Here is an 18,678-nt window from a genome sequence, read left to right as displayed (position 1 = left end):
CGCGACACCTCGGGGTCGCGTCAGGCGTTCTTGGCGCGCGAGGAGGCGCGGCCACGCGCGTTCTGGTCCAGGATGACCTTGCGGATGCGCACGGCCTCCGGGGTCACCTCGACGCACTCGTCGTCGCGGCAGAACTCCAGGGACTGCTCCAGGGACAGCTTGCGCGGCGGGACGATCGCCTCGAAGGAGTCGGCGGAGGCGGAGCGCATGTTGGTGAGCTTCTTCTCCTTGGTGATGTTCACGTCCATGTCGTCGGAGCGCGAGTTCTCGCCGACGATCATGCCCTCGTACACCTCGGTGCCGGGGTCGGTGAACAGCACGCCGCGCTCCTGCAGGTTCGTCATCGCGAAGGCGGTGACGGCACCGGCGCGGTCGGCGACCAGCGAGCCGTTGTTACGGGTGGTCAGCGTGCCGAACCACGGCTCGTGGCCCTCGTGGATCGAGTGGGCGATGCCGGTGCCTCGGGTGTTGGTGAGGAACTCCGTGCGGAAGCCGATGAGGCCTCGGGACGGGACGACGAACTCCATGCGGACCCAGCCGGAGCCGTGGTTCGACATGTTGTCCATGCGGCCCTTGCGGACGCCCATGAGCTGCGTGACGGCGCCCATGTGCTCCTCGGGCACGTCGACCGTGAGGCGCTCGACCGGCTCGTGCACCTTGCCGTCGACCAGCTTGGTGACGACCTGGGGCTTGCCGATGGTGAGCTCGAAGCCCTCGCGGCGCATCTGCTCGACCAGGATGGCGAGCGCGAGCTCACCGCGGCCCTGGACCTCCCAGGCGTCCGGACGCTCGGTGTCGAGGACGCGGAGCGAGACGTTGCCGATCAGCTCGCGGTCCAGACGGTCCTTGACCTGGCGGGCGGTGACCTTGCGCTGCTTGACCGCGGACTTGGCCTCCGCGCCCTTGCCGGTGCCGCCACGGCCGACGAGCGGCGAGGTGTTGGTGCCGATGGTCATGGAGATGGCCGGCTGGTCGACCGTGATCAGCGGCAGCGCGATCGGGTTCTCCGGGTCGGCCAGGGTCTCGCCGATCATGATGTCGGGGATGCCGGCGACGGCGCAGATGTCACCGGGGCCCGCCACCTCGGCGGGCTTGCGGGTGAGCGCCTCGGTCATCATCAGCTCGGTGATGCGGACGTTGGAGATCGTGCCGTCGCGCTTGATCCACGCGACCGTCTGGCCCTTGCGCAGCTCGCCCTGCTCGACGCGCAGGAGCGCGATGCGGCCGAGGAAGTTGTCGGCGTCCAGGTTGGTGACGTGCGCCTGGAGGGGGGCCTCCTCGTCGTACGACGGGGCCGGGACGTGCTCCAGGATGGTGCTGAAGAACGGCTCCAGGTTGTCGCTGTCCGCGGGGACCGTGCCGTTCTCCGGCTTGGTCAGCGAGGCGATGCCGTCACGGCCGCAGGCGTAGACGATCGGGAACTCGATCTGGTCCTCGTCCGCGTCCAGGTCGAGGAAGAGGTCGTAGGTCTCGTTGACGACCTCGTCGATCCGGGAGTCCGGGCGGTCCGTCTTGTTGATGCAGAGGATGACGGGCTTGCGCTGCTGGAGGGCCTTGCGCAGCACGAAGCGGGTCTGCGGGAGCGGACCCTCCGAGGCGTCCACGAGGAGGACGACCGCGTCCACCATCGACAGACCGCGCTCGACCTCGCCACCGAAGTCGGCGTGACCGGGGGTGTCGATGATGTTGATCGTGATCGGGGCCCCGCCGTCCTTGGGGTGATACTTCACCGCCGTGTTCTTGGCGAGGATCGTGATGCCCTTCTCACGCTCCAGGTCGTTCGAGTCCATCATGCGGTCGTCGAGGTGCTGGTGGGCGGCGAAGGCACCGGCCTGCTTGAGCATGGCGTCGACGATGGTCGTCTTGCCATGGTCGACGTGGGCGACGATGGCGACGTTACGGATGTCGTGGCGCGTGGGCATGGGTGCTTGCGCTTCTCTCGGATCGTGGGATGCGGCGTCAGTTCCTCTTACGCCCGCCGGGCGGACGCGCCACGGCTATGTCCTATGGTACGGGGCTGCCGCGCAAGGGGCTTCCCCACCCGGGATCCGAGGGGTTCTACTGGGGGGTTCCGCCGGCGCTGGGGGGCGTCCGGCGGGTGCTGCTGGTGCCGTGTGGACGTACGGCGGGAACGCGGCGGAAACCGCGGTGAGAAGCGGTGAGAAGTGTGCGGGCCGGGTCAAGGGGCCGACGCGATCCTGCCCGCCGGGGGCACCGGCGGGCAAGGAACTTGAGCTGCTTCTGAGCTTGCGACTTGGACTTTCGGCGGCTTTACGGTAGTGCGCTCACTTGCGGGTGTTGCGCTCCGCTCCGCGTGCGGACGCGGGCTTCTTGTAGCCGATGTCCTGGTAGCGGGGGGCGGCCAGGCCCCAGGCGCCGGCGTTCACCAGGTCGGTCCTGGCGGCGACCAGCTGGGGGCGCTGGTAGAGCGGGATGGAGCCGGCCGCGGCCCAGATCCGGGCGTCGGCCTGGCGGACCAGTTCGCGGGACTCGTCCTCGTCGAGGGTGGCCACCGCCTGGTCGAACAACTGGTCGATTCGGTCGGTGCCGACCCGGGCGTAGTTCTGCTCGACCAGCAGTGAGCCGTCGGAGGCGGGCTCCGGCTTGGCGAAGATCGGCCGGGCGTCGGTCGCCGGGAAGGCGCTGGCGGGCCAGGAGTAGAGGGCCAGGTCGTAGTCGCCGGAGGCGATGTGGTCCTTGAAGAAGCTGTCGTCGGAGACCTTCGTCACCGAGGTGCGGATGCCCACCGCGTCGAGCATCCGGACGATCCGGTCGCCCACCGCCCGCAGCGACTCCGAGCCCGGCCCGGAGGGCAGGACGAAGCGGAGGCTGAGCGGCTTGCCGTCCTTGCCCAGCGCCTGAGCGGCGGCCCCCGCGTCGGCCGCGGCCGGTGCGGCCGGGGCGGCGGAGCCGCGCGGGGCGTAGGCGCCCGCCGCGCCCTTGGCCTCGGCCGCGCCCGCGCCGGTGCCGGTGCCGGTCTCCAGCGCCTCGGCCTGGCGGAGCAGGGCCGCGCTCTGCAGGGCGGCGACGGGGGCGGGCGCGAGGATGTTGGTGCCGTTCTCGGGGCCGCCGGCGCCGATCAGCGGGGCGGCCCGGCGCTCGCCGGGCTTGTCGTCGCCGACGATGTAGAGCCCGTCGTCGGAGGCCGTGTCGGCGTCCTTGCGCCCCGCGGCCTTCTCGTCGGTCTTCTCGGCGGTCTTCTCGGCGCCCTTCTCCTCGGCGTCCCCGGCCTTCCCGGTCTTCCCGGCCTTCCCGGCCTTCTCGGCGGCGCTGCCCGCCTTCGCCCCGGCCGGCTTCTTCAGCGCGCCGCCGGGCACCCAGCCCGCGTCGGCGAGGAGCGCCCGCGCCTCCTGGGTGTCCTGGTCGCCGAGGGCGTCGCTGCTGTCGGCGTACGCGGCCTGGCCGGCGAGCGCCAGGTGGCTGCCGGGCGGGGTGGCCGGCAGGCCCAGCGGCTTCAGCACCGTGTCGGCGAGCTCCTGGCGGTTGATCGCGCGGGCCACCGCCCGGCGCACCCGCTCGTCGGCCAGCGCGCCGGACTCCCCGTTGAGGGAGAGCTGGGTGTAAGCGGGCTCCAGGGACTTGCGCACGACGAACCGGGCCAGGCCGTCCTGCTCGGCCGCGTACCGGGCGACGGCCCGCTGGTTCTTCTCGCGGGCGGCCTGCACCTCGGCGGCCTTCTCCTCGTCGGAGCCGTGCGCCAGGGCCCAGGAGCGCAGGGCGGCGGCGGGGGTGATCCCGGCGCCGGGCCCGTGGGCGAGGGCCTGCCCGCCGGAGCGGCCGGCCCGGGCGTCCCGTACCGCGAGCGCGATCCGCTCGGCGACGGAGCGGTCGACGTCGGCGAGGTCGAGCGTGCCGGCGGCGAGCGCGGCGGCCCGGTCGGCGCGGGGGACGGCCTTGAGCACGAGGCTGTCGAGCTTGGCGGTCTGCCCCCACCAGCGCGGGTTGCGGGCGAGCGTGACGTCGCCGCTCTTGCGGTCCACCGCCTTCAGCAGGAACGGTCCCGCGGTGGCCTTGAGGTCGGTGCGGGCCCCGTCGTTGAAGGCGTTCGGGGAGCCCATCACCTGCTTCGGGTACAGCGGGGTGAAGAGCGAGCGCCAGTCGGCGTACGGCTTGCCGAAGGTGACCCGCACCTCCAGGTCGTTCTTGCCGCGCTCGATCTTCTCGATCCGCTCGTAGCCCGCGTTGCGCGCGGTCCAGTACGCGGTGTCCCGGCCGCTCAGCGCGCGCCACTGGGCGACGAAGTCGGCGGCGCCGATCTCGCGCCCGTCGCTCCAGACCGCCTGCTGGTTGAGCTTGTAGAGGACGACCTGCTTGGGCTCGGTCTCGACGACCTGGGCGGATTCCAGGTAGTCGGGGTTGAGCTGCGGCCGGCCGCGGCCGTCCAGGGTGTAGAGGGCGGGGAGCACGGCGGCGGCGATCCGGTTGGTGGCGCCGTCGGCGTCGGCCTGGAAGGCGTTGAGGGTGGTGGGCAGCGCGTCGACGGCCCACCGCAGGGTGCCTCCGTCCGCGACCTGCTCGCGGCCGGCCGGCGCGTTGTCCTGGGCGGCGCCGGGGGTCTCGTCGGCGGCGTCGCCGGAGCCGCATCCGGCCAGCACGGCGAGGGCGAGCACGGCACTGCCGAGGGTGGCTACGGAGCGGAGCGTGCGGGAGCGGGGGCTCCTGGAGCATGTCCTCCCGCGAGGGGCGCCGACCTGGGACATGACTTATACCCCTTAATCCAGTTCGTCCAGTTTTATGCCATTTGGAGATGATCACACCTACTGCTCATCCACTGAAAAGGACGGACCGGATCCGGCCACGCCGACACGGCGGCCCGGCCGGCGAACCCCACTCGTGCGGCCCAATCACCCCGCGCGCGCCCGGCTCCCCGCGCCCCCGGATTCCGGTGCGCACGCCTTCCCAACGGGGGTGTGACGCGCGACACTCTCCCCAGCCGCCCGAAGGCCGCGCCGAGGGCCCGGGAGCACGCGACCGCCCGCGCCGTAGAGCCGAGGAGGCTCCGTTGGCCACAGGTACCGAACCCCCGCCGAGGACCACCGTCGCCACCGGCGTGCGCTCCCCGGGGCGCGCCGCCCTCACCGCCCGCCACCTGCGCACCGACCGCTGGTGGCTGGCGCCCGCCGGGACCGCCGCCGGACTGCTCGCCTTCGTCGCCTACTCGACCTGGCGGGCCTTCGCGAACGCCCACTACTACGCCGCGCCCTACGTCTCGCCGTTCTACTCGCCCTGCCTCGCGGAGAACTGCGTGCCGATGCGCGGCGGCCCGAACTGGGCCCTGTTCGGGAGCTGGTGGGGCCTGTCGCCCGCGCTGCTGATCCTGGTCTTCCCGCTCGGCTTCCGGCTGACCTGCTACTACTACCGCAAGGCCTACTACCGGGGCTTCTGGGCCTCTCCCCCGGCCTGCGCGGTCGCCGAGCCGCACCGCGCGTACACCGGCGAGACCCGGCTGCCGCTGATCCTGCAGAACGCGCACCGGTACTTCTTCTACCTGGCCCTGCCGGTCGCCGGGATCCTCACGTACGACACCGTGCTCGCCTTCCGCGACTCCTCGTACGCCTGGGGCCACGCCGGGCTCGGGACCCTGCTGTCCCTCGTCAACATCGGGCTGATCTGGGCGTACACCCTCTCCTGCCACTCCTGCCGGCACGTCGTGGGCGGCCGGCTGCGGCACTTCTCGAAGCACCCGGTCCGCTACCGGCTGTGGACCTGGGCGGGGCGCCTGAACCGGCGCCACGCGCCGCTCGCCTGGGCCTCGCTGCTCAGCGTCGCCCTCTGCGACCTGTACGTGTACCTGCTCGCCACCGGCGCCTTCGACGACCCGAGGTTCTTCTGAGATGAGTCCTGTGGAACGACAGCGGTGGGACGTGATCGTGGTCGGCGCCGGGGGCGCCGGGCTGCGCGCGGCGATCGAGGCGCGGCGCCGGGGCGCCCGTACCGCCGTGATCTGCAAGTCCCTCTTCGGCAAGGCCCACACGGTGATGGCCGAGGGCGGCATCGCCGCCTCCATGGCCAACGCCAACCCGAACGACGGCTGGCAGGTGCACTTCCGCGACACCATGCGGGGCGGGAAGTTCCTCAACCAGTGGCGGATGGCCGAGCTGCACGCGCGGGAGGCGCCCGAGCGGGTGTGGGAGCTGGAGACCTGGGGCGCGCTCTTCGACCGCACGCCCGACGGGCGCATCTCGCAGCGCAACTTCGGCGGCCACGAGTACCCCCGGCTCGCGCACGTCGGCGACCGGACCGGGCTCGAACTGATCCGCACCCTCCAGCAGAAGATCGTCGCCCTCCAGCAGGAGGACTTCCGGGAGACCGGGGCGTACGAGTCCCGGCTGAAGGTCTTCCAGGAGTGCACGGTCACCCGGGTGCTGGAGGACGCCGCCGGGGAGCGGGTCGGCGGCGTCTTCTGCTACGAGCGGGAGACCGGCCGCTTCTTCGTGCTGGAGGCGCCGTCGGTGATCCTCGCGACGGGCGGGATCGGCAAGTCGTTCAAGGTGACGTCCAACTCCTGGGAGTACACGGGCGACGGGCACGCGCTGGCGCTGCTCGCCGGGGCGCCGCTGGTCAACATGGAGTTCGTGCAGTTCCATCCGACCGGGATGGTCTGGCCGCCGTCGGTGAAGGGCATCCTCGTCACCGAGTCGGTGCGCGGCGACGGCGGGGTGCTGCGCAACTCCGAGGGCCGCCGCTTCATGTTCGACTACGTCCCCGAGGTCTTCAAGGAGAAGTACGCGCGGACGGAGGAGGAGGGCGACCGCTGGTACGAGGACCCCGAGCACAACCGGCGCCCGCCCGAGCTGCTGCCGCGCGACGAGGTGGCGCGCGCGATCAACGCCGAGGTGAAGGCCGGACGCGGCTCCCCGCACGGCGGGGTCTACCTGGACGTGTCGACCCGGATGCCGGCGGAGGTGATCCGGCGCCGGCTGCCGTCGATGTACCACCAGTTCAAGGAACTGGCGGACGTGGACATCACGGCGGAGGCGATGGAGGTCGGGCCGACCTGCCACTACGTGATGGGCGGCGTGGCCGTCGACTCGGACACGGCGGCGACGGCGAGCGTGCCGGGGCTGTTCGCGGCCGGCGAGGTGGCGGGCGGGATGCACGGCTCCAACCGGCTCGGCGGCAACTCGCTCTCCGACCTGCTGGTGTTCGGCCGCCGGGCGGGCCTGCACGCGGCGGCGTACGCGGCGGAGCACGGCGCGGGAGCGGAGCACGGCGGCACGGCCGGGGTGTCCGGGGCCGGGGTGTCCGGGGCCGGGGTGTCCGAGGCCGGGGTGTCCGAGGCCGGGGTGTCCGGGGCCGGGGTGTCCGGGGCCGGAGTGTCCGAGGCCGCCGTGGCGGCGGCGCGGGCGGAGGCGCTGGCGCCCTTCGGGGAAGGGGCCTGGGCGCCCCGGGGGCCGGACGGCGAGCCGGGCGGTGGTCCGGGCGCGGGCGGCGAGCCGGGCGGTCCCGGGAAGGCGGCGCCGGAGAACCCGTACGCGCTCCATCAGGAGCTCCAGCAGACGATGAACGACCTCGTCGGGATCATCCGGCGGGAGGGCGAGATGGCCGAGGCGCTGGAGCGGATCGCGGCGCTCCGGGAGCGCGCGGGCCGGGTCGCGGTCGAGGGGCACCGGCAGTTCAACCCGGGCTGGCACCTGGCCCTGGACCTGCGGAACATGCTGCTGGTCAGCGAGTGCGTGGCCCGGGCGGCGCTGGCCCGCACCGAGAGCCGGGGCGGCCACACCCGCGAGGACCACCCGGAGATGGACCGCGCCTGGCGCCCGGTGAACCTGCTGTGCCGGGCCGGGTCCGCCCCGGGCGCCCCGGTCGCGCTGGAGCGCGTGGCCACCGAACCGATCAGGGCCGACCTGCTCGCGCTGTTCACGCGCGAGGAGCTGGCCAAGTACCTGTCCGCGGAGGAGCTGGAGTCATGAGCGCGTACGAGGCCCGCTTCCGGATCTGGCGCGGCGACACCGGGGGCGGGGAGCTGACCGACTACACGGTGGAGGTGCACGAGGGCGAGGTGGTCCTCGACGCCGTCCACCGCCTCCAGGCGACCCAGGCCCCGGACCTGGCCGTCCGGTGGAACTGCAAGGCCGGCAAGTGCGGCTCCTGCTCGGCCGAGGTCAACGGGCGCCCCCGGCTGCTGTGCATGACCCGGATGTCGGTCTTCGGGCGCGAGGAGACGGTCACGGTGACCCCGCTGCGGGCCTTCCCGGTCGTCCGCGACCTGGTCACCGACGTCTCCTTCAACTACGCGAAGGCCCGCGAGATCCCTGCCTTCGTGCCGCCGGAGGGAGTGGCGCCGGGCGACTACCGGATGCGGCAGGAGGACGTCGAGCGCTCGCAGGAGTTCCGCAAGTGCATCGAGTGCTTCCTGTGCCAGGACACCTGCCACGTGGTGCGCGACCACGAGGAGAACAAGGCCGTCTTCGCGGGGCCCCGCTTCCTGATGCGGATCGCCGAGCTCGACATGCACCCGCTCGACGCGGCGGCGGACACCGGCCTCGACCGCCGCGCCACCGCGCAGGACGAGCACGGGCTCGGCTACTGCAACATCACCAAGTGCTGCACGGAGGTGTGCCCGGAGTCCATCCGGATCACGGACAACGCGCTGATCCCGCTGAAGGAGCGGGCCGTGGACCGGAAGTACGACCCGGTGGTGTGGCTGGGCGACCGGATCCGCCGCCGGGGGCGGTGAGGGGGACCGGGTCCGGAGCCCCCGCGCCCGGTCGCGGGGGGAGGCGGGCGGACATAGCCTCCGTTGTGTGACGCGAACAGCCACCCGAGCCCTGCTCGCGGTGCTGGTGGCGGTGTGGTGGCTGGTCGTGCCCGCCGCTCCCGGCGCCCGCGCCGACGACCCGGTCGCGCTGTCCCGCGAGGGGCAGATCACCGACCGGGTGGGCGCCCTGGGCGACCGGCGGCCCGAGGTGGTGCGGGCCCTGGACGCGCTCTACGCGGCCCGCCGGGTGCAGCTCTTCGTCGTGTACGTACGGGACTTCTCCGGCCGCCAGGGCCAGGAGTGGGCGGACGCCACCGCCGAGCGCAACGGGCTGGGCCGCGACGACGTGCTGCTCGCCGTCGCCACCCACGACCGGCGGTACGGCTACTCCGCCGACCCCGGCTCCCGCTTCACCGAGGCCCAGCTCGACGACGTGGCCCGGACCGCGATCGAGCCCGCGCTGCGGCAGAACGACTGGGCGGGCGCGGCGATCGGCGCCGCGCACGGCTACACCGCCGTCCTCGCCGGGCAGCCCGTGCCCGCCCCCTCGATCACCCCCGGCCCGGCGGACCCCGGCGCCGCCCCCGACGGCTCCTCCTCCGCCACCGACCTGGTCCTCCCGGTCGTGCTGGTCGGCGGCGCCGGGGCGGTCGCCGCGTACGCGTACACCCGGCGCCGCCGCAAGGGCGGGCCCCGCACCCCGCCCCCGGCCGGCCAGGGCTGGGGCGCGCCGAAGGAGCCCGCCGGGCCGAGCCTGGCGGAGCTGGACGGGCGGGCCCGGCAGGCGCTGGTCGCCACCGACGACGCGGTGCGCACCAGCACCGAGGAACTCGGCTTCGCGAGCGCCCAGTTCGGCGACGAGGCGGCCGAGCCGTTCACGGCGGCGGTGCGGTACGCGGACGCCGAGCTGACCGCCGCGTTCCGGCTGCGCCAGCGGCTCGACGACGCGTTCCCGGAGGACGACGCCACCCGCCGCTCGATGCTGGAGGAGATCCTGCGGCGCTGCGCGGACGCCAACACGAGGCTGGACGCCGAGTCCGCCGACTTCGACCGGCTGCGCGCCCTGGAGGGCGACGCCCCGAAGGCCCTGGCGGCCGTCGAGGCGGCGTTCCGGGAGCAGACCGGGCGGATGGGCACGGCCGAGGCGGCGCTGGCGGCGATGCGCGCGCGGTACACCGAGTCGGCGGCGGCCCCGGTCTCCGGCGACGTCGAGCAGGCCAAGGACCGGCTGGTCTTCGCCACCTCCACGGTCAACCGGGCCCGGCAGCTCCTGGACGCGGGCGACAACGGGGCCGCCGCCGTGCAGATCCGGGCCGCCGAGGGCGCGGTGGACCAGGCGGCCCGGCTCATCGAGGCGGTGGACCGGCGGGCCAAGGAGCTGGCGGAGGCGGTGGGCGGGCTGCCGGGCGCGCTGGCCGAGACCGAGGCGGACCTGGCGGACGCCCGGGGGCTGCTGGCGGGCACGGCCGAGGAGGTGCCGACGGCGGACCTGCGGGGCCGGATCGGCCGGGCCGAAGCCGTACTGGCCGAGGTGCGCGCGGCGATGGACTCCGGGCGCTACGACCCGATCGAGGCGCTGCGCCGGATCGAGGCGGCGGACGCGGCCCTGGACGAGGCGCTGGAGGGCGCCCGGGAGCGCGAGTCGGGCACCCGGCGTGCCCGCGCCCTCCTCGACCAGGCGCTGCTGACGGCCCGGTCGGCGGTCGGGGCGGCCGGGGACTACGTGACCACGCACCGGGGCGCGGTGGGCGCCGAGGCCCGCACCCGGCTGGCCGAGGCGGGGCGGCGGCTGGACGCGGCGGCCGGGCTGGCGGCGGGCGACCCGCGGGCGGCGCTGGCGGAGGCCCGGCAGGCGGACGCGCTGGCCCGGCAGGCCCAGGAGCTGGCCGAGCGGGACGTCCGGGCGTACGGGAACCCGGACGGCTTCGGCGGCGGGCCCGGCGGCTTCGGCGGACCGGGCGGACCGGCGGGCCCGGCGGGCGGCGGGCTCGGCGGCGCGGTGCTCGGCGGCATCATCCTCGGCGGCCTGTTCGGCGGCGGCCGGGGCGGCGGGCCCGGCGGGGGCGGCTACGGCGGGGGCGGCCGGGGGGCCGGGGGCGGAGGCTTCGGCGGCGGGCCCGGCAGCTTCGGCGGCGGCGGCACGCGCGGCCGGCTGGGCGGCGGCGGCCGGTTCTGACGGCGCCCCTCCCGGCGCGCACTGTTGTCCCATCCAAGGAGACCGAGCATGAGCAAGCAGACCATCCTGGGCCGGGTCGCCCAGCTCGCGAAGGCCAACATCAACGCGCTCCTCGACCAGGCCGAGGATCCCCAGAAGATGCTGGACCAGCTGATCCGCGACTACGCGGCCAACATCGCGGAGGCCGAGGAGGCGGTCGCCGCGACCATCGGCAATCTGCGCCTGATGGAGCAGGACCACCGCGAGGACGTGGACGCGGCGAAGGAGTGGGGCGCCAAGGCGCTGGCCGCGAGCCGCAAGGCGGACGGGCTGCGGGCGGGCGGGCAGAGCGCGGAGGCGGACCGCTTCGACAACCTGGCGAAGGTCGCGCTGGGGCGCCAGCTCCAGTCGGAGAAGGAGGCGCGGACGGCCGAGCCGACGATCGCGGCGCAGACCGAGGTGGTCGCCAAGCTCAGGAGCGGCCTCGACCAGATGAAGGCGAAGCTGGCCGAGCTCCAGGCCAAGCGGGACGAGCTGGTCGCGCGGGCGAAGTCGGCGCGGGCGCGGAACACGATGACGGACGCGGTGAAGAACATCGACGTCCTCGACCCGACGAGCGAGCTCAGCCGCTTCGAGGACAAGGTGCGCCGCGAGGAGGCGCGGGCGCTGGGCAAGGAGGAGCTGGCGGCCTCGTCGCTGGACGCCCAGTTCGAGCAGCTCGACGCGCTCGGCGACCAGGCCGAGATCGAGGCGCGGCTGGCCGCCCTGAAGGGCTGAGGCGCGGCCGGGGCGCCCCGGCCGCGCTCAGAACATGCTGAGGAGCTGGTCCACCGTCGGCTCGGCGAGCCCGTCGCCGTCCGGCAGGTCCAGCTCGAACCAGACCGTCTTGCCGCGCGGGGTGCGGCGCGAGCCCCAGGCGGCGCTGAGCAGTCCGACGAGCTGGAGCCCGCGCCCGCCCTCGTCGGTGTCCTTGGCGCGGCGGCGGCGCGGCTGCACCAGGCCCGCGTCCCACACCTCGCACACCAGGGTGCGGTCGCGCAGCAGCCGCAGCCGGATCTCGCCCTCGCCGTAGCGCAGGGCGTTGGTGACGAGCTCGCTGACGAGGAGTTCGACGGTGTCCACCAGGGCGTCGAGCTCCCAGGCGGTCAGCTGGGCGCGGGCCAGCTCGCGGGCCCGGCCGACGGAGCGGGGCTCCCGGGGCAGCCGCCAGTCGCCGACGGCCTCGGCGGGCAGCCCCTGGATACGGGCCATCAGCAGCGCGATGTCGTCCTCGCCGTGCCGGGTGTCGAGGGTGCTCAGGACGTGGTCGGCGACGTCCTCCAGCGGCCGGCCGGGGTTGGCGAGGGCGCTGCGGAAGGCGTTCAGGCCCTCGTCGAGCGGATGGTCGCGGGACTCCACGAGCCCGTCGGTGTAGAGGGCGAGCAGCGCGCCCTCGGGCAGTTCGACCTCGACCTCCTCGAAGGGCTCGCCGCCGACGCCGAGCGGCATCCCGGGGGGTACGTCGAGCAGCAGGGCCTCCTCGCCGGGCTCGACGAGGACGGGCGGCAGGTGGCCGGCGTTGGCGAAGGTGCAGCGCCGGGTGACCGGGTCGTAGACGGCGTAGACGCAGGTGGCCAGGTAGACCTCGGAGAGTTCGGGGCCGCGGGACTTGTGGGCGCGGGCGGACTGCTGGGCGCCGACGGGGGCGCCGAGCCCGCGGGCGATCTCGTCGAGGTGGGAGAGCACCTCGGCGGGTTCGAGGTCGAGCTGGGCCAGGGTGCGGACGGCGGTGCGCAGTTCGCCCATGGCGACGGCGGCGCGCAGTCCGCGGCCCATGACGTCGCCGACGACCAGGGCGGTGCGGTGGCCGGGGAGCTGGATGACGTCGAACCAGTCGCCGCCGACCTCGGTGGCGGCGGTGCCGGGGAGGTAGCGGCAGGCGATGTCGAGGCCGGCCGCCTCGGGGTCGCCGGGGGGCAGCAGGCTGCGCTGGAGGATGAGGGCCCGCTCGTGCTCGCGCCGGTAGAGGCGGGCGTTGTCGATGCAGACGGCGGCGCGGGCGGCGAGCTCGACGGCGAGGGCCCGGTCCCGCTCGCCGAAGGGTTCGCTGCCTCGGGCGCGGGAGAACTGGACGAGTCCGACGACGGTGTCGTGGGCGACCATCGGGACGACGAGGGTGGACTGGACGAGGCTGCCCTCGGCGCCGGGGACGCTGTGCACCCGGCCGGTGCGCAGGGCCCCGGCACAGGGCGAGTTGAACGGGTAGCGGTGGACCGAGCCGACCTCGATGGGGCCCTCGTCGCAGCAGACCTCGCGCTCGGCCCCGGCGGTCCCGGCCGCCGCGTCGTCCCCGGCGGCCCGCGGTCTGACGACCTGGACGCGGGTGTCGGAGACGGCGCTGGCGACGGCGACCCGGCGCAGCTCGGCGCTGCCGGCCCCGTAGCCGACGTCGTGGGAGCCGCCCCAGCGGCCCGGCGGGGCCTCGTCGCCGGTGAGCAGGCCCTGGTAGAGGTCGACGGCGGCGAGGTCGCAGAAGCCGGGGACGGCGACGGCGAGCAGTTCGCGGGCGGTGGCCTCCAGGTCGAGGGAGGTGCCGATGCGGGCGCCGGCCTCGTTGAGGAGGGCGAGGTTGCGGCGGGCGCTGGCCGCCTCGCGGGCCGCGTTGTGCCGGCGGGTGACGTCGATGCCGAGTCCGGCGACGCCGACGGGGCGGCCGGAGCCGCCGTGCACCCGGTAGAGGTTGACGGACCATTGGCGGCGGTCGGTCGAGCCGGGGGCGGCGCCGACGATCTGGAGGTCGGCGACGGACTCGCCGGTGTCCAGGACCCGGCGCAGCGCGGCGGCCATCCGGTCGGCCTCGGCGGCGGGCAGGTAGTCGTGGACGGTGCGGCCCCGGTGGTCGTCGGCGGAGCCGCCGAAGACGGTGGCGAAGCGCCGGTTGGCCCGCTTGACCGTGAGGTCGGTGCCGAAGAGGAGGAAGCCGAAGGGGGATTGGCCGAAAATGGCCTGCGAGGCGGCCAGGTCGGTCTCGATCCGGCGCAGCGCGCGCACATCGACGACGATGCAGAGGGCGGCCCGCTCCCCGGCCGCGGTCTCGCTCGGCATGACGTACATCTCGGCGACGCCGTGCGGGCGGTCCTCCCCCGGCATCCGGAACGGGACGAGGCCGGTCCACTCCTTGCCGTCGAGGATCTCCCTGACCCGGCGATGACCGCGCTCGCGCAGGTCGGCGGGCATGAAGGCCTCGACCGGGTCCTTGCCCCTGGCCTCCTCGGCGGTCACGCCGAACAGCTCGACGGCCCGCCTGCTCCACTGCTCGACGAGCCCGTCGGGGCCGATCGAGAAGGAGGCGACCCGGATGTAGTCATAGATCGACCCGGGCGGGCTGCTCTGCCACACGACACCGCTCGCCGTCTCAGGTATCTCGCTCACGCGACCGTCCCCTCCAGCTCACCGCACCGGACCGGCCATGAGCGCAGTATTCAGCACCATGGCCCCCGTCGGCACGACGTTCACGATCACAGGGTGGTCTCGGTCGTCTCCGGCCGGGGCCCGCTGATCGTCGTCCCACTCTCTTTACTCACCAGGCAGGGCCAGCTCGAACCACACGGTTTTCCCCGTGCTGTCCGCGCGGGTCCCCCAGCGACGTGCGGAACAGGCCACGAGCTGGAGTCCGCGCCCCCCTTCGTCCTCGGGTCCGGCGGGGCGTTCGGTGGGTCCATCCGGAAGCGGATCGGAGACCTCCACGCGCAGCGCGGGGCCGTGTCCGGGGCCGTTCCCGTCCGGCCGCAGGCGCACCAGGCGGACCCCGATGGGCCCGGAGGCGTACCGCAGGGAGTTGGTCACCAGCTCGCTGACCAGCAGGATCGTCACGTCCCCGACCACGGGGTCGAGCCGCCAGGTCCGCAGGGTGTCCCGTACCGCGTGCCGGGCGGTGCGCACGGCGTCGGCCTCCGCCGGGAAGTGCCACTCGGCGCAGTCGCCTTCGGTGTCGATCACGAGGCCCACGTCCTATTTCGGGGGGTTAATCAGCACATACCCGATATTGAGAGTGGGATATCGCGCGGGGCGGGCGTGCGGGCGCACGGTGGCACGAACGGCGTAGGACTCAGTCGCGCGCGCCCTCCGCCGACGCGGCCTCGCCGGCGGGGCCGTCAGCGGCCGGGCGGGGCAGTCAGCGGCCGGGCGGGGCCGTGAGCAGCCGGGCGGCCTCGGCGACGGCGGGCCGGTCCTGGTCGAGCCAGTCGACGGAGTCCAGCTCGTGGCGGGCCAGCCAGCGCAGTTCGTCGTGGTCCTCCAGCGGCCGAGGCGTGCCGGAGAGCAGCCGGGCGGTCCACACCCGCAGCACATAGCCGGGCTTGAGGGGCCATTCGCCGGGGATGCGCGGGCCGGTCTCGGTCTCGACGCCGAGCTCCTCGCGGAGCTCCCTGACCAGGGCGGCCTCGGGGCTCTCGCCGGGCTCGACCTTGCCGCCGGGCAGCTCCCAGCGTCCGGCCAGCTCGACGGGGGCGCTGCGGCGGGCGGCGAGCAGCCGTCCCTGGTCGACGAGCGCCCCGGCGACCACCACGACGGCGGCGGCGGGGCCGGAGCCGGGCGCGGAGTCGGGGGCGGCGGGGCGGGCGGCGCGATCGGTCATGGGCCGGAGCGTAACCCGGGCGGACCGGGGCGCCGGTCCCGGTGACGCCGGTCGCGGCGGTGCCGGTCCCGGTCGGGTCAGAGCGCGGGCGAGCCGATCCGCTCGACCCAGTAGAGCTGCTTGTGACCGCGGGAGTCGAGGCCGTCGGCGACCTTCCGGGCCTCGGCCTCGGTCGCGTACCGCCCGACGCGGTAGCGGTTGCCGTTGTCGTCCTGCCGTATGACCAGCCAGGGAAGGACGGGGCCGCTTTCGCTCATCGGACTTCTCCCTCCGCCGGGCCGGGCGTATCTGACGATCTCCAGGAAACCGCAATCCGCATATGCCCGAGCTTACGCCTGACCTTTACACAGCGGATACGTGTTTTCACGAAGAGACATGTATCTGGCCAGTAACCGGCGGAGGGAGGCCGGAGCTCACGCCCGGGGCGCGGCCTTCGGGACGGTCGGCACCGGCATCAGGACGGGCCCGGCGGCCTCCGGGTCCTTGCGGCAGAGGTCCCCGCACCCGGCGTCGAGGGAGCAGCACAGCGAGCAGACCGGCCCGGAGTGGGCGGGGCAGTCGGCGATGTCGGGCAGCTCGTACGCGGTCGCGCAGACCCGGCACTCGTGGGTGGCCGTGACGTCCGCCGGTTCGGCGCCGGGCCCGCAGACGGGGTTGGGCCGGGCCAGGTAGTAGCGCCCCTTCGTCGCCCAGGCGATGAGCGGGCAGAGCAGCAGCGCGAGCCCGGCGGCGATGAAGGTGGAGAAGGCCTCGGCGTACGGGCCGAAGAGGCCGAAGAAGGCGAGGATCGAGACGACCGAGGCGACCGCCATGGCCCCGAAGCCCGCCGGGTTCACCGCGTACAGGTAGGCGCGCTTGAACTCGATGTACGGCGGGCTCCAGCCGGCCCGCTTGTTGATGACGAGGTCGGCGGCGACGGCGGCGATCCAGGCGATGCCGACGTTGGAGTAGAAGCCCAGCAGCTTGCCCAGCGCCGCGAACATGTTCATCTCCATCAACGTCAGCGCGATGCCGAGGTTGAGGAAGATGTACCAGACCCGGCCGGGGTGCCGGTGGGTGATCCGGGAGAAGAAGTTCGACCAGGACAGCGAGCCGCTGTAGGCGTTGGTCACGTTGATCTTGATCTGGGAGACGATCACGAAGAGCGCCGCGGCGGGCAGCGCGAAGGAGCCGAGCCAGGGCTTCAGCGCCTCGATCTGCGGGGCGATCGGCTCCAGCGCGTGGGTCTTGCCGACCGCCTCCAGGGCGACGAAGGCGAGGAAGGCGCCGCCGAGCTGCTTGGCGGCGCCGATGACGACCCAGCCGGGTCCGGCGGCCAGCACCGCCAGGTTCCACCGGCGCTTGTTCGCCTCGGTCCGCGCGGGCATGAAGCGCAGGTAGTCGGCCTGCTCGCCGATCTGCGCGATGAGCGAGAGGGCCACGCCGGTGCCGAGCCCGAAGCCGGTCCAGGAGAAGCCGGAGCCGGCCCCCTCGGTGCCGCCGAAGGAGACGAAGGCGCCCCAGGAGTCCGGCGCCTCGAAGGCGAGCACCAGGAAGGGCAGCACCAGGCCGATCAGCCACACGGGCTGGGTCCACGCCTGCACCTTGGCGAGCGCGCCCATGCCCCGGAAGACGATCGGGATGACGATCAGGGTGGTGACCAGATAGCCGAGCTCGACGGGCAGTCCGAAGGCCTGGTGCATGGCCTGGGCCATGATCGAGCCTTCGAGCGCGAAGAAGATGAAGGTGAAGGAGGCGTAGATGAGCGAGGTGAGGGTGGAGCCGAAGTAACCGAAGCCGGCCCCTCGGGTGATCAGGTCCATGTCCAGGCCGTAGCGCGCGCAGGCGCGGGCGATCGGGATGCCGGTGAGGAAGATGATCACGGCGGCGGTGAGGATCGAGGCGAGCCCGCTGGTGAAGCCGTAGGTGAAGACGATCGAGGCGCCGATGGCGAAGTCGGCGAGATAGGCGATGCCGCCGAGCGCGGTGCCCGCGACCGTCCCCGGCGACCAGCGCCGGAAGGAGTGCGGGGCGTAGCGCAGCGAGTAGTCCTCGCGGCTCTCGTCGGCGGCGAGCGCCGCGTAGCGGCGGCGGGGCGGCGGGGCGGGCGCCTCGGTGCCCGGCGGGGTGACCGTGTCCGTCATGGGGTGAGCTCCTGTCGTCCGACCGGTTCGCGGGTACGGACGAGGAAGGTAGGAGCGGGGCGTGACGATCCGTCGCGACGCGCCGTTGCCCCGCGGTTACGGGAGCGGACACTCCGTCAACTCGGCGTGAACACGCCCGGACACCCCGCACCGCTCAGCGCTCAGTGCCCACCCGCACCCCGCTCCGTCCGGGCGCCCGCCGCCCCCTCCCCTCCCCTCTCAGCGCACCGGCAGGTGGTACGCGACCCGGTAGCGGTCGGCGGGGACGACGACGTCCGCCGTCTCGACCGCGCGCCCCGAGGCGTAGTACGTCCGCTCGACCACCATCACCACGTGGCCGGGGACCCCGCCGAGGGTCAGCAGCTCCTCGGCGAGACCGGGGCGGGCGCCGACCTCCTCCACCACGTTGTCCACGACGACGTCGATCGCGGCCATCCGCTCGACGACCCCGCAGCCCCCCAGCGGCCCCTCCTCGGGCAGCATCACCGGGGTGCGGCCGGTGACGGAGAGCGGCTCCCAGGAGGTGGAGAGCATCATCGGCTCGCCCGCGTCCCGGAAGACGTACCGGGTGCGCATCACCCACTCCCCCGGCTCGATCCCGAGCCGGGCGGCGATCTCGGGGTCGGCCGGCTCCTGCTCGCTGTTCGACTCCCAGGTGCCCCGGGCGCCCTCGGCCGCCTGCTCCTGCCGGAAGGGGGTGGCGCCGGCGGCGGGGCGGTAGCCGGAGCGGGCGATGGGGCGGGGCACCGGCCGCTCGCGGACATAGGTCCCGGAGCCCGAGCGCCCCTCGACCAGCCCCTCCGCCATGAGGACCTTGCGCGCCTCCAGTGCGACGGTGTCCGACACCCCGTACTCCTCGCGGATGCGCGCCTGCGAGGGCAGCCGGGTGTGCGGGGGAAGCGAGCCGTTGGCGATCTTCTCCCGGAGATCGCTCGCCACACGCAGATAGGCCGGCTGCTCACCGAACGTCACGGGACACTCCCCTCAGGTTGACTGACAGCTACAGCCTGACAACCGAGGGTGCGCGACCGCAAGCATGGGCCAGGGTTTCACTCGAAGTGATGACATGCCTTTACGCAGGCGC

At 73.9% G+C, this 18,678-nt stretch carries 13 protein-coding genes; 5 read left to right on the top strand and 8 right to left on the bottom strand.

Going from position 1 to position 18,678, the window contains the following annotated elements:
* Positions 1–20 precede the first annotated feature (20 nt).
* Both typA and ACZ6J5_RS27080 read right to left on the bottom strand, forming a co-directional pair.
* Positions 21–1,922, bottom strand: coding sequence for a translational GTPase TypA (typA, locus tag ACZ6J5_RS27085; protein WP_469395774.1), 1,902 nt, complete (start codon positions 1,920–1,922; stop codon positions 21–23).
* A gap of 363 nt (positions 1,923–2,285) precedes the next feature.
* Positions 2,286–4,700 (bottom strand): ABC transporter family substrate-binding protein, encoded by a 2,415-nt coding sequence (locus tag ACZ6J5_RS27080; protein WP_469395772.1) that lies wholly within the window; start codon positions 4,698–4,700, stop codon positions 2,286–2,288.
* 302 nt (positions 4,701–5,002) lie between these two features.
* Between ACZ6J5_RS27080 and ACZ6J5_RS27075 the strand changes: the two genes are divergently transcribed.
* From ACZ6J5_RS27075 to ACZ6J5_RS27055, 5 genes are all read left to right on the top strand, one after another.
* Positions 5,003–5,833 (top strand): hypothetical protein, encoded by an 831-nt coding sequence (locus ACZ6J5_RS27075; protein ID WP_469395770.1) that lies wholly within the window; start codon positions 5,003–5,005, stop codon positions 5,831–5,833.
* Position 5,834: 1 nt separating this feature from the next.
* Entirely contained in the window at positions 5,835–7,913 is a 2,079-nt protein-coding gene (locus ACZ6J5_RS27070) for a fumarate reductase/succinate dehydrogenase flavoprotein subunit (RefSeq protein ID WP_469395768.1), read from the top strand.
* Positions 7,910–8,680, top strand: coding sequence for a succinate dehydrogenase/fumarate reductase iron-sulfur subunit (locus ACZ6J5_RS27065; protein WP_469395766.1), 771 nt, complete (start codon positions 7,910–7,912; stop codon positions 8,678–8,680). Before ACZ6J5_RS27070 ends, ACZ6J5_RS27065 begins: the two co-directional genes overlap by 4 nt.
* A gap of 67 nt (positions 8,681–8,747) precedes the next feature.
* Positions 8,748–10,877: a TPM domain-containing protein gene (locus ACZ6J5_RS27060; protein WP_469395764.1), complete on the top strand. Its 2,130-nt coding sequence runs from the start codon at positions 8,748–8,750 to the stop codon at positions 10,875–10,877.
* Between the two features lie 48 nt (positions 10,878–10,925).
* Entirely contained in the window at positions 10,926–11,633 is a 708-nt protein-coding gene (locus ACZ6J5_RS27055) for a PspA/IM30 family protein (RefSeq protein ID WP_469395762.1), read from the top strand.
* Between the two features lie 27 nt (positions 11,634–11,660).
* Here ACZ6J5_RS27055 and ACZ6J5_RS27050 read toward each other — a convergent pair whose 3' ends face one another.
* The 6 genes from ACZ6J5_RS27050 to ACZ6J5_RS27025 form a co-directional block, all read right to left on the bottom strand.
* Positions 11,661–14,267 (bottom strand): SpoIIE family protein phosphatase, encoded by a 2,607-nt coding sequence (locus tag ACZ6J5_RS27050; RefSeq protein WP_469395760.1) that lies wholly within the window; start codon positions 14,265–14,267, stop codon positions 11,661–11,663.
* A 144-nt stretch (positions 14,268–14,411) separates the two neighbouring features.
* Positions 14,412–14,834 carry an ATP-binding protein gene (locus ACZ6J5_RS27045; protein WP_469395758.1) on the bottom strand — a complete coding sequence of 141 codons (423 nt, stop codon included), beginning with the start codon at positions 14,832–14,834 and terminating at the stop codon, positions 14,412–14,414.
* 175 nt (positions 14,835–15,009) lie between these two features.
* A complete protein-coding gene (locus tag ACZ6J5_RS27040) occupies positions 15,010–15,471 on the bottom strand; it encodes a (deoxy)nucleoside triphosphate pyrophosphohydrolase (RefSeq protein WP_469395756.1) in 462 nt (153 codons plus the stop codon).
* A gap of 77 nt (positions 15,472–15,548) precedes the next feature.
* A complete protein-coding gene (locus ACZ6J5_RS27035; protein ID WP_362474546.1) occupies positions 15,549–15,728 on the bottom strand; it encodes an SPOR domain-containing protein in 180 nt (59 codons plus the stop codon).
* Between the two features lie 156 nt (positions 15,729–15,884).
* Complete coding sequence (locus ACZ6J5_RS27030; RefSeq protein WP_469395754.1) at positions 15,885–17,594, bottom strand: purine-cytosine permease family protein; 1,710 nt, start codon at positions 17,592–17,594, stop codon at positions 15,885–15,887.
* A gap of 219 nt (positions 17,595–17,813) precedes the next feature.
* Positions 17,814–18,566: a GntR family transcriptional regulator gene (locus ACZ6J5_RS27025; RefSeq protein ID WP_469395752.1), complete on the bottom strand. Its 753-nt coding sequence runs from the start codon at positions 18,564–18,566 to the stop codon at positions 17,814–17,816.
* Between the last annotated feature and the right edge of the window lie 112 nt (positions 18,567–18,678).

Source organism: Streptomyces sp. NPDC042100, from assembly GCF_055582325.1.
This window is presented reverse-complemented; position numbering and strand designations above follow the sequence as displayed.